Genomic DNA, 13,755 nt, shown 5'->3' with positions numbered 1-13,755 from the left:
CATGGCACCGGACACCGCACCCCCACGACGCGCCCCCGCCGGGGCGGCAGTGCTCCGAGACGATGTCACGGAGGCGATCCGCGCGGCCGTCTTCGCGGAACTCGCCGCGGTCGGGTACGGACGGATGTCCATCGAGGGCATCGCACGGCGTGCGGGCGTGGGCAAGGCCGCGGTCTACCGGCGCTGGCGCTCCAAGCTTCCGCTCGTCCTCGACGTGGTCTCCGCCGTCGCGGCGGTCGGCATGCCGGCGCCCGCCACGGGAAGCCTGCTGGGCGACATCCGGATGCTGCTGGAGGTGACGGCGCGGGCGCTGCGGCACCCCGTCGCCTCGCAGATCATCCCCGACCTGCTGGCGGAGGCCTCCCGCCACCCGGAGATCGCCGAGACCCTGCAGACCGCGCTGCGCGACACCCAGCGCGGTATCGCCACCGCCATCGTCGAGGCCGCCGTCGAACGCGGCGAGCTCCCCGCCGGCACGGACTGCGACCTCGCGCTCGACCTCATGGCCGGTCCCCTCTACTGGCGCCTCGCGGTCCTGCGCTCCCCCCTCACGCCCCGCTACCTCGACCGCCTCGCCGTCGCCACGGCCGCCGCCCTGGCGGCCTCGGTCCAGTAGCGCACCCCTCCCCGGGGGCGATCGGGATCAGCCGCGGGGGACGGCGAAGTCGTCGAGGCGGGCGTGTTCCGGGGTGAGGGAGGACCAGGGGGCGGGCCAGGTCAGGACGGCGAGGGCCGAGGTCGGGAACTTGTCGGCGGCGCGGAGCAGGGCGTCCGCGCGGGCCTCGCCGGTCAGGCGCAGGACGAGGTCCTGGACACCCGGGTTGTGGCCGACCAGCAGAAGGGTCGAAGCCTCTTCGGGGGCCTCGCGCAGGACGTCGAGGAGGGCGCGGGCGGTGGCCGCGTAGACCCGCTCGTCGAGGCGCACCGGCGCGGGCGGCCTGGCGCCCAGGGCCGCCGCGGCGAACTCCCAGGTCTCCTGGGTGCGCCGGGAGGTCGAGCAGATCACCAGGTCGGGGGTGTGCCCGGCGTCACGCAGCCAGCGGCCGACGGCCGGGGCGTCGCGCCGGCCGCGGGGGCCGAGCGGACGGTCGTGGTCGGGGACGTCCGGGGGCCAGGCGGACTTGGCGTGCCGCAGCACGACGAGCCGTCGCGCTCCCTCCGCGCGGCGCCTCACGACCTCACCCCGCCGACCTCGGCGGTCAGCTCCAGGGCGAGCACGCGGTCCGCCCGGGCGAACGTCTCGAAGCGGGAGCCGTCCGGCAGGGCGGTCTCCTCCTCCAGCCGGTCGAGGGCGGCCAGGCAGGCGGCGGTGTCGAGGTCCGTGCGCAGGGCCGCCTGGAGGCGTTCGACGTACTCGGCGCACATGGGCTTGGACGGCGACTGCGCCCAGCGGGCCACCGCGCCGCGCCAGTGCCGCAGGCCGTCCTCCGCCGCCTCGAGGCCTCGCGGGGTCAGTTCAGCGGGGGCCCGGCGGTCCAGCCGGAGCAGCGCGAGCCGTACCGCGGGGCCGGGGGCGGCTACCTCGTCCGGGTGAACGGGTCCGACGTCCAGGCGGGGGCCGCCGGTGTCCGTGCCCGCCGGTGCGACATGCACCCGGGCCGGTCCGGCGAGCGCCTCCTCGGCCTCGCGCCCGGTGTCGCCGCGGGCCTCGCGGGGCTTGATGCCCAGCGCCGCGGCGGCGGCGTCGAGTGCGGGGTCGGCCGGGCCCACCGAGGCGACCAGCACCTGGCCCCCGTAGGTCTCCGCGGTGCGCGCCAGCACGTCCGCGAGCAGCAGCACCCGCAGCGCGGCCGTCCGGCCCGCGGCACCGGTGTGGGCCAGCACCCTCAGCGGCGCGCGCCGCCCCGGGTCGAGTTCGACGGGCTCGCCGTTCCGGCCGTCCACGATGCGCAGCACGCCTTCGAATCTAACCTGTGCGGCCCACCGGCGCAGGTGCCCTTCGCGGGTGACGGGGTCTCGCACGGCGGGCCCGGCAGGACCGCCGGACGGCCGACGGGGGCACCCCCGCGCGCCCAAGTACCGCCGTCGCGGCGGAGGATGGGCCGCCGGGCAGGCCCGAACGGCGTCGGAGGCCATGCCGTCCCGGAACCAGCCTGTGCGGCGCCGTTGCGGTGGAGGTGCCCCTTGCGGCCGGTTGTTGTGTGCGGGTCGTTTGCGCCTGCGGCGGGCTGTCCCCCGCCCTCCCGCCCGATTGCCCCGGATGGTTGGTGCGGGCCTGCGCGCGGTTCGTGGTGGGCCGGGGGCGGGGCCTCCGGGGCTGGGCATTCTGTACCGCATATTTATGTGCATGGCGGGCACCCGCTCTTGCCGCCCCGGATGCCGCACAACAAATACACGTCAGCGTCCAGAACGCCCACCCCTACGACCCCGCCCCCTCCGTGTGTGTCGCGACCAACGGCCGGAGGAGGGTGATGGGGGGCACCCCTCCCCACACCGCTGGAAGCCGCCCTCCACAGGGGTCCCCGGCCGAAGGCCAAGCACCGGTGCACGCACCGGTGGCTGGCGGCACTTCCCGCGGGCGGTTGGGGACCCACAGGGGTTGCCTGCGTTACGGCGAGCCCCAGGATGGTGGGGGCGCACCCGCCCTGGCCTCCGGCGGGCCGCCGACCCGCAACCGGGTTCAGTCTTGGGACCACACTGACCGGGCCGGATGGGGCCGGCCCCCTGGCCGAAGGCTGAGGCAGGACACGCACGTGCACACGGCGGCAGGCCGCTCAGCGCCCGCGCGCCCCGATAACCCCGCCGGTCCGACCCACTCCGTTCCCTCATGGACGACCTAACAGTTGCGGGCGTTCGGTGAGACACGTGCGGCAACCCCGGACCGCCCTCTCACCACCCTCCGGCCGTCATGCGCCCCAACAAACGGGAGGGGGTGTGGCGGGGTGCGCCCATGGGGGTCCCCCCGGCCGAAGGCTGGGGGAGACGAGCGGCGAACCCGGGCGCCGAATGATGTCGGGCAAAACCGCGAGCGTTGAGGACGTGCGCCGGCGCGGCCCCGACCCAGCCACACGGTGCGAGGCGGTCACTGACCGCGCCGGGCAAACGGGAGGGAGGGCGGGAGACAGCCCGCCGCAGGCGCACACAACCCGCACACAACAACCCGGCAGCCCGGCGCAGCCGCCCGCACACAACAACGAACCGCAAGCGGCGACCCCGACAGCCCGGCGCAGCCGCCGCTCAGTCGCCCCCGCCGGACGCCGAGGCGTCGCGATCGGGCCCCTGCGCGCGGACGCGCTGGACGTGCTCAAGGGAATCGCGCAGGTCGCCGAGCCAGGTGTCGGTGTTGCCCCGGACGAGGCGGACGCACCAGGCGAGGGCCTCGCTGCGGCTGCGGGCGACACCGCCCGCGACAAGGGTGTCGAGGACCTGCCGCTCGGGCTGGCGCAGCCGGGTCATGACGGGGACGGAGACGGTGGTGTACATGGCCCGGCGCCCGCCGCACTCCACGCCCCAGGAGACCTTGCGCCCGAAGCGGTGTTCCGCCTCGCGGGCGACGGCGACGCGGTCCTCGCGGGTGCGCTCCCGGAACTCGGCGATCCGCCCGTCGAGCGCGGCCTCGCGTTCCACCGCCGACGCCTCGGCGCCGACCGCGGGTGCGGGGATGCGGCCGACGACGGTGATCTCCTCGCGGTCGACGGTCACGTCCACGAGCGCCTCGAACAGTCCTTCGGGGAGCCGTCCGGCGAGCCAGCCCCGCAGCGCTTCCTTCTGTTCGCTGGTAATCATGTAATCAACATTACGCCTCGGATTTCCGAGCACAAGAGGCCCGTGAAACTCGCGTCCGAGGCGTCGCGTTGTCCCCGGGCGCGACTTACAGTTGCGCGTATCAGAGCAGAACGGGGGATTCGCCACGCGGCGCCTCTGGGAGGGCATATGACCCGCATCTCGGTGAAGGTGGACGGCACGGCCTACGAGGACGAGGTGGAGCCCCGCCTCCTGCTCGTCCATTACCTGCGGGACCGGCTCGGCCTGACCGGTACCCCCGTCGGGTGCGACACCACGAACTGCGGTGCCTGCATGGTGGACCTCGACGGGAAGAGCGTGAAGAGCTGCTCGGTGCTCGCCGTCCAGGCCGACGGCGGCGAGGTGACGACGATCCAGGGGCTGGCCTCCGCGGACGGCGAGTGGCACCCGCTGCAGAGGGCCTTCCACGAACAGCACGCGCTGCAATGCGGCTTCTGCACCCCCGGCATGATCATGGCCGCGCGCGACCTGCTGCGGGAGAACCCCGACCCCACGCCCGAGGAGGTCCGCGAGGGCCTGGAGGGCAACCTCTGCCGGTGCACCGGCTACATGAACATCGTGCGCGCCGTGCTGGCGGCCGCCGCCGAGGAACGCCGGCACCAGGCGCCCGAGCCGGGCGCCGTCGCCGAGCACGCCGAGCCGAGCACGGCGGGGAGCGGGGCGCCGGTATGACCGACCAGCTCACCGGACGCGAACCCGAGGTCGGCCGGGCCCGGGTCCGCAAGGAGGACGCCCGGCTGGTGACCGGCCGGACCAACTGGACCGACAACATCACCGTCCCGGGCCTGCTGCACATCGCGATCCTGCGCAGCCCCATGGCGCACGCCCGCATCGAGCGGATCGACGTCACGCCGGCCCTGGAGCGGCCGGGGGTCGTCGCCGCCTACACCGGCCGCGACCTGGCCGAGGGGCTCGGGTCGCTGCCGTGCGCCTGGCCCGTCACCGAGGACATCGTGCTGCCCGAGCACCCGCCGGTCGCCGTCGACGAGGTCCGCCACACCGGCGACCCGGTCGCGGTCGTCGTCGCCCGGGACCGCTACGCGGCCGCCGACGCGCTGGAGGCGATCGACGTCGACTACGAGCCGCTGCCCCCGGTCCTCAACATGGAGGCGGCGCTCGCCGAGGGCTCCCCGCTGGTCCACGCCGACAAGGGCACCAACCGCTGCTACACCTGGCCGCTGGCCACCGGCGAGGACTACGCGACGGTGCGCGAGCGCGCCGACGTGGTGCTGCGACGGCGCTTCGTGCAGCAGCGGCTCATCCCCAACGCCATGGAACCGCGGGCCGTCGTGGCGGTCCCGCCGGACACCTCGGACCAGTACACCCTGTACTCCGCGACGCAGATCCCGCACATCGTGCGGGTGATGATGGCCGTCGTCACCGGCATCCCCGAGCACCGGCTCCGGGTCGTCGCCCCCGACGTCGGCGGCGGCTTCGGCTCCAAGCTCCAGGTCTACGGCGAGGAGGCGATCGGCCTGGCCGTCGCCCGCAAGCTCGGCCGCCCCGTGAAGTGGACGGAGTCCCGGTCGGAGGGCTACCTGGCCACCCACCACGGCCGGGACCAGATCCAGGACCTCGAACTCGCCGCGACGCGCGACGGCCGGCTGCTCGGCCTGAAGGTGGACCTGCTCGCCGACATGGGCGCGTACCTGATGATCGTGACGCCGGGCGTCCCGCTGCTCGGGGCGTTCATGTTCCCCGGCATCTACAAGATGGACGCCTACGACTTCACCTGCACGGGCGTCTTCACCACCAAGACCCCCACGGACGCCTACCGCGGCGCGGGCCGCCCCGAGGCGACGTTCGCGATCGAGCGCATGATGGACGAACTCGCCGCCGAACTCGGCATGGACTCGGTGGAGGTCCGCCGCCGCAACTGGATCGGCCACGACGAGTTCCCGTACACCACCATCGGCGGCCTCACCTACGACAGCGGGAACTACGAGTCGGCGACGGACAAGGCGCTCGCCCTCTTCGGCTACGACGACCTGCGGTCCGAGCAGCGCAAGCGCGAGGAGCGCGGCGACCCGGTGCGGCTCGGCATCGGGGTGTCGACCTACACGGAGATGTGCGGGCTCGCGCCCAGCCGGATCCTGCGCGACCTGCGCTACGGCGCCGGCGGCTGGGAGGCGGCGTCCATCCGCATGCTGCCCACCGGCAAGGTGGAGGTGCTGACCGGCACCAGCCCGCACGGGCAGGGCCATGTGACGAGCTGGAGCCAGATCGCGGCGGACGTGCTCGGCGTGCCCTTCGAGGACGTCGAGGTGCTGCACGGCGACACGCGCACGGTGCCGCAGGGCATGGACACCTACGGCTCGCGCTCGCTGGTGGTCGGCGGCGTGGCCGTGCACCGCGCGGCGCGGAAGGTGGTCGACAAGGCCCGCAAGGTCGCCGCGCACCTGCTGGAGGCGAGCGAGGACGACCTGGACTTCGCCGACGGCGTCTTCTCGGTGAAGGGCTCCCCGGACGCGCACAAGACCATCCAGGAGGTGGCGTTCGCGACGTTCACCTCGCACGACCTGCCCGACGGGCTGGAGCCGACGATCAACGCCGAGCACGTGGAGGACCCCGAGGCCTTCTCGTACCCGCACGGCACGCACCTGTGCGCGGTGGAGGTGGACACCGAGACCGGCCGGGTGCGGATCCGCTCCTATGTGTGCGTGGACGACGTGGGCAAGGTCGTCAACCCGATGATCGTGGAGGGCCAGGTGCACGGCGGCCTCGCCCAGGGCATCGCCCAGGCGCTGTTCGAGGAGGCGGTGTACGACGAGGAGGGCAACCTCGTCTCCGGCACCATGGCCGACTACCTGGTGCCCTGCGCGGCCGACCTGCCCGACTTCCTCACCGACCGCACCGAGACGCCGGCGACCACCAACCCGCTGGGCGTGAAGGGCGTCGGCGAGGCCGGGACGATCGCCTCGACCCCCGCGGTGGTCAACGCCGTGGTCGACGCCCTGCGGCCGCTGGGCGTCACGGACGTGCGGATGCCGTGCACGCCGGAGCGGATCTGGCGGGCGCTGCGGGACGCGCGGTCCGCCCGTCCGGAGGAGGGCAGCTCATGATTCCCGCGTCGTTCGAGTACGCCAGGCCGCGCACTGTGGAGGAGGCGGTGGGGCAGCTCGCCCTCGCCGGGGAAGAGGCGAAGGTGCTGGCCGGCGGCCAGAGCCTGCTGCCGATCCTGCGGATGCGGCTCGCCTTCCCCGAACTCCTCGTGGACGTCGGCCGGATCCCCGGCCTGCGCGGGGTGCGGACGGACGGGGACACCCTCGTCATCGGCGCCCTGACCTCGCACCACGACGTCGTGCACGACCCGCTGGTGCGGCGGCACGCCGGGCTGCTGGCCGCCGCCACGGCCACGGTGGCCGATCCGGCGGTGCGGCACCGCGGCACGATCGGCGGCTCCCTCGCCCATGCCGACCCGGCCGGGGACGTGCCCGCGGCCGTCCTCGCGCTGGACGCCGAGCTGGTCGTCCAGGGCCCGGACGGGCGGCGGAGCGTCCCGGCGCGGGAGTTCTTCACCGACTACCTGCAGACGGCGCTGCGGCCGGACGAACTGCTGGTGGAGGTGCGGGTGCCCAAGGCGGACGCCTGGGGCTTCCACTACGAGAAGTTCCAGCTCAGCGCCCAGGCATGGGCCGTGGTGGGGGTGGCCGCGCTGGTACGGCGCGACGACGGCCGCATCGTCGAGTCCCGTGTCGGACTGTCGAACATGGGGCCCACCCCGGTACGCGCCACCGCCTGCGAGGAGGCCCTCGCGGGCGCCGACGCCGCACCGGACGCGGTCGCCTCGGCCGCCGACAGCGCGGCGGAGGGCACCCGGCCGGCCTCCGACCTGTCGGCGTCCGCCGAGTACCGGGAGCACCTGGCGAGGGTGCTGACCCGCAGGGCCGTCCTCGCCGCGGCGGACCTGACATGAGGAGCGGACGCAGCGCATGACCTGGCCGGCGCACGGGACTCCGCCGGGGTGGACCACCCCGGCGGGCCCCTCCTGCGGGCCGCTTCCCGTGACGTCGGCGCGCGCCGGGGCGGTGGGGCCCCACGGCCCCGGCGCCCCGAGTTCCGGCCCCGCCACCGCCCCCGCCGCCTCCGGGATTCCCGCTGCCGCGCCCGCGGCCGGAGCGGCGGCGGGGATCGCCGGTCCCGGACAGATGCGGGCCCGGCTGGAGGAGACCGGCTACCTGGTCGACGACGGCCTCGCCGTCGCCTGCTACCTGGCGCTCACGCTGCACCGCCCGATCTTCTGCGAGGGCGACGCGGGCGTCGGCAAGACCGCGCTGGCGCACGCGCTGGCCGAGGCGCTCGGCGCGCCGCTGATCCGGCTGCAGTGCTACGAGGGCATCGACGCGTCGCAGGCGCTGTACGACTGGGACTTCCCCCGGCAGTTGCTGCACCTGCGGGCGGCCGAGGCGGCCGGCGTCAGCGATCCCGGGACGCTGGAGGGCGAGCTCTACAGCCGGCGGTTCCTGCTGGCCCGGCCGCTGCTGCGGGCCCTGGAGACCAGCCCCTCGGTGCTGCTGGTCGACGAGGTCGACCGGGCGGACGACGAGTTCGAGGCCTTCCTGCTGGAACTGCTGTCGGAGTACTCCGTCACCGTCCCCGAACTGGGCACCCTGCGGGCGCAGTCGCCGCCCGTGGTGGTGCTGACGTCCAACCGGACCCGCGAGGTGCACGACGCCCTCAAGCGGCGCTGCCTCTACCACTGGTTCGAGCACCCCGGCTTTGAACGGGAGCTGGCGATCGTACGGCGCCGGCAGCCGCACGTGGCGGCGCGGCTCGCGTCCCAGGTGACGGCCGTGGTGCAGTGCCTGCGGGAGCAGGACCTGGTGCGGCCGCCCGGGGTGGCGGAGACCATCGACTGGGCGGAGGCGCTGGCCGCCCTGGGCGCGACGGAACTCGACGCGGACCTGGCGATGACCACCCTCGGCTCGGTGCTGAAGTACCGCGAGGACGCGGAGCGGGCGCGCTCGCTCGACCTGTCCGAGATCCTCGCCACGCGCGCGGGCGGGTCGCGGTGAGCACGGTGCGCACGGTCACGGCGGACGGCACGGCGGGGGTGGTGGGCTTCGCCCGCGCCCTGCGGGCCGCCGGGGTGCCGGCGGGCCCCGACCGGGTGGCCGCGTTCCTCGCCGCGCTCGGCCGGCTCGACCCGGGACGGCGCCGCGACGTGTACTGGGCGGGGCGGCTCACGCTCTGCGGCGGGCCGGACGACCTGGAGCGCTACGACCGGGTCTTCGCGGCCTTCTTCGACGGCGAACGGCCGCCGCGCCGGGTGCGTCCGGCGGTCCGCCCGGTGCGCCCGCCCGCGGTGCCGCGGGCCGAGCCCGGGGAGCGGACCACCGAGGAGGGCGGTGAAGGTCCCACCGCGACCGCGCTCGCCAGTGCGACCGAGGTGCTGCGGCACCGTGACGTCGCCGTACTGACCGCGGCGGAGCGGGCCCAACTGAACCAGCTGCTGGCGGTGTTCGCCCTCGACGGCGAGCCGCGCCGCAGCTCCCGGCGCCGCCCGGCACGCCGCGGTGGCGTGGATCCGCGGCGTACCGTGCGGGAGTTGCTGCGCCGGGGCGGGGAGCCGGCCGTCCTGCTGCGGCGGGCCCCGGCCCGCAAGCCGCGCCGGGTGGTGCTGCTGCTGGACGTCAGCGGGTCGATGGCCCCGTACGCGGACGCGCTCCTGCGGTTCGCGCACGCCGCCGCGCACGGTTCGCGCGGCCGCACGCCCACCGAGGTCTTCACCCTCGGCACCCGCCTGACCCGCGTCACCCGCGAGATGGCGCGCCGCGACCCCGACGCGGCGCTGGCCGCGGTCGGGGCGGCGGTGCCCGACTGGAGCGGCGGCACCCGGCTCGGGGAGACGCTGCGGGCGTTCCTCGACCGCTGGGGCGCGCGGGGGACGGCGCGCGGCGCGGTGGTCGTGCTGCTGTCGGACGGCTGGGAGCGCGGCGACCCCGCCCTGCTGGCCGCGCAGATGCGGCGGCTGGCACGGCTGGCGCACCGCGTGGTGTGGGCCAACCCGCGCAAGGCCAGACCGGGGTACGCCCCGCTGGCGGCGGGGATGGCGGCGGCGCTGCCGAGCGTCGACGCCTTCGTGGAGGGGCACAGTCTGGGCGCGCTGGAACGTCTGGCCGCCGTGGTGAGAGGAGCCGACGGTGCGTGAGATCCTTCCTGCGCTGGACGACTGGTACGCCTCGGGAACCCCCTTCGGGCTGGCCACGGTGGTGGCGGTGAGCCGCAGCGCCCCGCGCGGGCCGGGCGCGGCCATGGCGGTGGGGCCCGGTGACGAGGTCGTCGGCAGCGTCTCCGGGGGCTGCGTTGAGGGCGCGGTCTTCGAACTGGCCAAGGAGGTCGTCGCGTCGGGCGAGGCCCGGCTGCACACCTTCGGCTACAGCGACGCCGACGCCTTCGAGGTGGGACTGACCTGCGGCGGCGAGCTCACCCTGCTGGTCCGTCCGGTCTCCCCGGCCACGGACGCGGGCTTCGGCGAGGTGGCGGCCTCCGTCGCCGCGCACCGCCCGGTGGTCACGGCGACGGTGCTCGACGGTCCCGCGCCGCGCGGCGCCACGCTCACGGTGTGGCCGGACCGGGTCGCCGGCACCCTCGGCTCGGAGGGCCTGGACGCGGCGGTCACCGACGACGCCCGCGGCGAGCTGGCCCAGGGCGCGACCGGGCAGCGCCACTACGGCCCGCACGGCGAGCGGCGCGAGGACGACGTGACGGTGTTCCTGCAATCCTTCGCCCCGCCGCCGCGGATGCTGGTGTTCGGCGCGATCGACTTCGCGGCGGCGGTGGCGCGCATCGGGCTGTTCCTGGGCTACCGGGTGACCGTCTGCGACGCACGTCCGGTCTTCGCGACCCCGAAGCGCTTCCCCGAGGGTGTGGAGGTCGTCGTCGACTGGCCGCACCGCTACCTGGGCGGCACGGAGACCGACGACCGCACGGTGGTGTGCGTCCTCACCCACGACCCCAAGTTCGACGTGCCGCTGCTGGAGGTCGCGCTGCGCCGCCCCGCCGCGTACATCGGCGTCATGGGCAGCCGGCGGACGCACGACGACCGGCTCAAGCGGCTGCGCGACACGGAGATGGATCCGGCCGAACTGGCCCGGCTGCGCTCGCCGATCGGGCTGGACCTGGGCGCGCGCACCCCCGAGGAGGTCGCGGTGTCGATCGCCGCAGAGATCATCGCGCTGCGCTGGGGCGGCAGCGGCACCCCGCTCTCGGGCACGGCCGGCGCGATCCACCCCCCGGTGCTCAGGCCGGTATGACGAGGAGGAGAGCATGGAACTGCACCACGAGTTCGGGGTCCCCGTCCCGGTGGCGGACGCCTGGCGGGCGCTGCTGGACATCGAGCGCGTCGCGCCGTGCATGCCGGGCGCGACGGTGGAGGAGTACGACGGCGAGACCGTCAGGGGCACGGTGAAGGTCAAGGTCGGCCCGGTGACGGTGACGTACCGCGGCACGGCGGTCTTCGAGGAGCGGGACGGCACCGCGCACCGCGTGGTGCTGGCCGCCCGCGGCAAGGAGGTCCGCGGCCAGGGCACGGCGCGCGCGACGGTGACCGGCACGCTGACGGAGAAGGACGGCGCGACGGTCGTCTCGGTGACGACCGACCTCGCCGTGACCGGCCGGCCCGCGCAGTTCGGACGCGGAGTGATGGCGGAGGTCGGCGACCGCATCATCGGCCAGTTCGCCGACTGCCTCGCCGGACGTCTCGCCGCGCCGCAGGCTCCCGCCGGGGGCGAGGACGCCGCGAAGGACGCGCCCCTCGTACCGGCCGGCCACGAGGACGAGCCCCTCGACCTGCTCAGGGTCGCCGGCGCTCCGGTCGCCAAGCGCGCCGCGGTGGCGGGGCTGGTGGCCGCCGCCGTCGGTGCGGCGGCCGTCGTCTTCCTGCGGCGCCGCCGCCACTGACGGGTACGGCCGGGCTCAAGGGTGCGGGCGGCGCCGGTGGTTCGGCTGTCCCGCCGTCTCGCGCCCTCCGGGCGCACAGCGGCCGGCTGCGGACGGGGAGGGTGGGGCCCGGCCTTGTCTGCAGGGTGCGGGTCGGTTGCTGGCTGGGGTTCAGGCGCCGGAGCGGGGCCGGTTGTTCGTACGGTCCCGGTCTCGTCGCCGTCCGCGGGTGCAGATGGCCGGTGGCCACGCCCACCCTCCGTGGGTGGCGCGCCCGCCGTGACCGGCGTCTGCACGTGATTCCCCCGACATCGCTCGACAGCACCCGGAATCAGCCGCAGACGCCGGTCACGGCGGGCGCGCCCAACACCCACCGAAGGCGTGGAAGCGGCCATCTGCACCCGCGGACGGCAGCGAAACCCGCGCCGCCGCAGAGCCCACCCGCTCCGGCGCCTGGACCCCGGCCGCGCACCCGCCCGCACAGCCGGAACAGGCCTCAGGCCCCGCCCTCCCCTCCGCAGCCCGCCGCTTTGCGCCCGCAGGGCGCGAGACGGCGGGACAGCCGAACCACCGGGCGGTTCAGAAGTTGATCATGTGGCCGGCGAGGCCGTGGACCGCCTCCTGGACTGCCTCGCTGAGCGTCGGGTGGCCGTGGACGTTGCGAGCCAGTTCGGCCGCCGTGAGGTCCCACTTCTGGGCGAGCGTCAGCTCCGGCAGCAGCTCGGTGACCTCGGGGCCGATCAGGTGGCCGCCCAGGATCTCGCCGTACTTCGCGTCGCTGATGAGCTTCACGAAGCCGCTCGCGTCGCCGAGGCCGTGCGCCTTGCCGTTGGCGGTGAAGGGGAACTTGGCCACGCGCACGTCGAAGCCGCGCTCGCGGGCCTGTGCCTCCGTCCACCCGAAGCTGGCGATCTGCGGCTGGCAGAAGGTGACGCGCGGGATCATCACGTAGTCGAGCGACATGGTCTCGGCCTCCGCGATGGTCTCGGCGGCGACCACGCCCATGGCCTCGGCGGCGTGCGCGAGCATCAGTTTCGCGGTGACGTCGCCGATGGCGTAGATGTGCGGGACGCTGGTCCGGCAGAACTCGTCGATGTCGACGGCGCCGCGCTCGGTGAGCCGGACCCCGGTCTGCTCCAGGCCGTAGCCGGAGATCCGCGGCTGGAAGCCGATCGCCTGGAGCACCTTGTCCGCCTGGAGCGTCTGCCGCTGGCCGCCGGTGGTCACCATGACCTTCACCGAGTCGCCGGCGTCGTTGATCGCCTCCACCCGGGTCGAGGTGAGCACGTCGATGCCCAGCTTGCGGTACTGGCGGGAGAGTTCGGCCGAGACCTCCTCGTCCTCCAGCGGCACGATCCGGTCGAGGAACTCCACGAGGGTCACCTTCACCCCGTAGTTGTGCAGGACGTACGCGAACTCCACGCCGATCGCGCCGGCGCCCGCGATGAGCATGCTCCCCGGGAGCGTGTCCGTCATGATCTGCTCCTCGTACGTCACGACCCGCTCGCTAAGCGAGGTGCCGGGGAGCAGCCGGGTGGTGGCGCCGGTGGCGATGATGCAGTGGTCGAAGGTGACGGTCTCGCTGCCGCCGGTGCCCAGCCCGACGTGGAGGGTGTGGTCGTCGGTGAAGGTGCCGTGGCCCTCGAACTTCGTGATGTCGTTCTTCTTCATCAGGAAGTGGACGCCCCTGACGCGGCCGTCGGCGACCTTGCGGCTGCGCGCGAAGGCCTCGCGGTAGTCGAAGGCGACCTCGCCGTTCACCCGGATGCCGAAGGTCTTGGCCTCCTTGGTGAAGATGTGGGCCAGTTCCGCGTTGCGCAGCAGGGCCTTGGAGGGGATGCACCCGACGTTGAGGCAGACTCCGCCCCAGTAGCGCTCCTCGACGATCGCCGTGCGCAGTCCCAGCTGGGCGGCCCTGATCGCGGCGACGTACCCGCCGGGACCCGCGCCCAGGACGACGACGTCAAAGTGTGTGCTCATGCGGCGACCCCCTGGGTGGACCACGGTGCGGAAGCTCGGGCGGGCCGGAGTGTCCCTTGGCCCACGATCAGGCCCCGGGGGCGGCCGCGCAACACGGAGGGGGCGTGCGCCGCGTCGCATCGGCCGCCCGGTGTACGTCCGGGTCGACGG

General features: G+C 74.7%; 12 protein-coding genes. 8 read left to right on the top strand and 4 right to left on the bottom strand.

The annotated features are described in order from the left end of the window. Window position 1 precedes the first annotated feature (1 nt). On the top strand, window positions 2-616 hold the full coding sequence (locus CHF15_RS30120; protein WP_089227062.1) for a TetR/AcrR family transcriptional regulator: 615 nt from the start codon (window positions 2-4) through the stop codon (window positions 614-616). A gap of 27 nt (window positions 617-643) precedes the next feature. On the opposite strand, the gene CHF15_RS30115 is transcribed toward CHF15_RS30120, so the two are convergent. The 3 genes from CHF15_RS30115 to CHF15_RS30105 all read right to left on the bottom strand — a co-directional run bounded on the left by CHF15_RS30115 (window position 644) and on the right by CHF15_RS30105 (window position 3,726). Continuing rightward, window positions 644-1,174, bottom strand: a complete 531-nt coding sequence (locus CHF15_RS30115) for a SixA phosphatase family protein (protein WP_179280028.1) — start codon at window positions 1,172-1,174, stop codon at window positions 644-646. Beyond that, a complete protein-coding gene (locus tag CHF15_RS30110) occupies window positions 1,171-1,896 on the bottom strand; it encodes a hypothetical protein (RefSeq protein WP_089227060.1) in 726 nt (241 codons plus the stop codon). Before CHF15_RS30110 ends, CHF15_RS30115 begins: the two co-directional genes overlap by 4 nt. A 1,281-nt stretch (window positions 1,897-3,177) precedes the next feature. Next, window positions 3,178-3,726: a hypothetical protein gene (locus tag CHF15_RS30105; RefSeq protein ID WP_089227059.1), complete on the bottom strand. Its 549-nt coding sequence runs from the start codon at window positions 3,724-3,726 to the stop codon at window positions 3,178-3,180. 147 nt (window positions 3,727-3,873) lie between these two features. Here CHF15_RS30105 and CHF15_RS30100 point away from each other — a divergent pair, with 147 nt between their 5' ends. The 7 genes from CHF15_RS30100 to CHF15_RS30070 are packed head-to-tail and all read left to right on the top strand — an operon-like array spanning window position 3,874 to window position 11,646. Next, window positions 3,874-4,416 (top strand): (2Fe-2S)-binding protein, encoded by a 543-nt coding sequence (locus CHF15_RS30100; RefSeq protein WP_089227058.1) that lies wholly within the window; start codon window positions 3,874-3,876, stop codon window positions 4,414-4,416. Continuing rightward, on the top strand, window positions 4,413-6,806 hold the full coding sequence (locus tag CHF15_RS30095) for a xanthine dehydrogenase family protein molybdopterin-binding subunit (protein WP_089227057.1): 2,394 nt from the start codon (window positions 4,413-4,415) through the stop codon (window positions 6,804-6,806). The genes CHF15_RS30100 and CHF15_RS30095 overlap by 4 nt, the downstream gene beginning before the upstream one ends. Next, window positions 6,803-7,660, top strand: coding sequence for an FAD binding domain-containing protein (locus tag CHF15_RS30090; RefSeq protein ID WP_089227056.1), 858 nt, complete (start codon window positions 6,803-6,805; stop codon window positions 7,658-7,660). The genes CHF15_RS30095 and CHF15_RS30090 overlap by 4 nt, the downstream gene beginning before the upstream one ends. Window positions 7,661-7,676: 16 nt before the next feature. Continuing rightward, window positions 7,677-8,759 (top strand): AAA family ATPase, encoded by a 1,083-nt coding sequence (locus tag CHF15_RS30085; RefSeq protein WP_410169667.1) that lies wholly within the window; start codon window positions 7,677-7,679, stop codon window positions 8,757-8,759. Next, entirely contained in the window at window positions 8,756-9,895 is a 1,140-nt protein-coding gene (locus CHF15_RS30080) for a vWA domain-containing protein (protein WP_089227054.1), read from the top strand. Before CHF15_RS30085 ends, CHF15_RS30080 begins: the two co-directional genes overlap by 4 nt. Continuing rightward, complete coding sequence (locus CHF15_RS30075) at window positions 9,888-11,000, top strand: XdhC family protein (RefSeq protein ID WP_089227053.1); 1,113 nt, start codon at window positions 9,888-9,890, stop codon at window positions 10,998-11,000. Before CHF15_RS30080 ends, CHF15_RS30075 begins: the two co-directional genes overlap by 8 nt. Window positions 11,001-11,013: 13 nt before the next feature. Continuing rightward, window positions 11,014-11,646 (top strand): SRPBCC family protein, encoded by a 633-nt coding sequence (locus CHF15_RS30070; RefSeq protein WP_089227052.1) that lies wholly within the window; start codon window positions 11,014-11,016, stop codon window positions 11,644-11,646. A gap of 558 nt (window positions 11,647-12,204) precedes the next feature. Here the strand turns inward: CHF15_RS30070 and lpdA are convergent. Further along, the gene (lpdA, locus tag CHF15_RS30065) at window positions 12,205-13,605 is read right to left on the bottom strand and encodes a dihydrolipoyl dehydrogenase (protein WP_089227051.1); all 1,401 of its coding nucleotides are present in this window, start codon (window positions 13,603-13,605) and stop codon (window positions 12,205-12,207) included. Window positions 13,606-13,755: the final 150 nt, after the last annotated feature.

Origin of the sequence: Actinacidiphila glaucinigra, from assembly GCF_900188405.1 — a bacterium.
Taxonomy (GTDB): domain Bacteria; phylum Actinomycetota; class Actinomycetes; order Streptomycetales; family Streptomycetaceae; genus Actinacidiphila; species Actinacidiphila glaucinigra.
This window is presented reverse-complemented; position numbering and strand designations above follow the sequence as displayed.

Coding starts and splice junctions, on each gene's coding strand:
- CHF15_RS30120 (WP_089227062.1), top strand. CDS start 2: ATGGCACCGGACACCGCACCCCCACGACGCGCCCCCGCCGGGGCGGCA.
- CHF15_RS30105 (WP_089227059.1), bottom strand. CDS start 3,726: ATGATTACCAGCGAACAGAAGGAAGCGCTGCGGGGCTGGCTCGCCGGA.
- CHF15_RS30100 (WP_089227058.1), top strand. CDS start 3,874: ATGACCCGCATCTCGGTGAAGGTGGACGGCACGGCCTACGAGGACGAG.
- CHF15_RS30095 (WP_089227057.1), top strand. CDS start 4,413: ATGACCGACCAGCTCACCGGACGCGAACCCGAGGTCGGCCGGGCCCGG.
- CHF15_RS30090 (WP_089227056.1), top strand. CDS start 6,803: ATGATTCCCGCGTCGTTCGAGTACGCCAGGCCGCGCACTGTGGAGGAG.
- CHF15_RS30085 (WP_410169667.1), top strand. CDS start 7,677: ATGACCTGGCCGGCGCACGGGACTCCGCCGGGGTGGACCACCCCGGCG.
- CHF15_RS30070 (WP_089227052.1), top strand. CDS start 11,014: ATGGAACTGCACCACGAGTTCGGGGTCCCCGTCCCGGTGGCGGACGCC.
- lpdA (WP_089227051.1), bottom strand. CDS start 13,605: ATGAGCACACACTTTGACGTCGTCGTCCTGGGCGCGGGTCCCGGCGGG.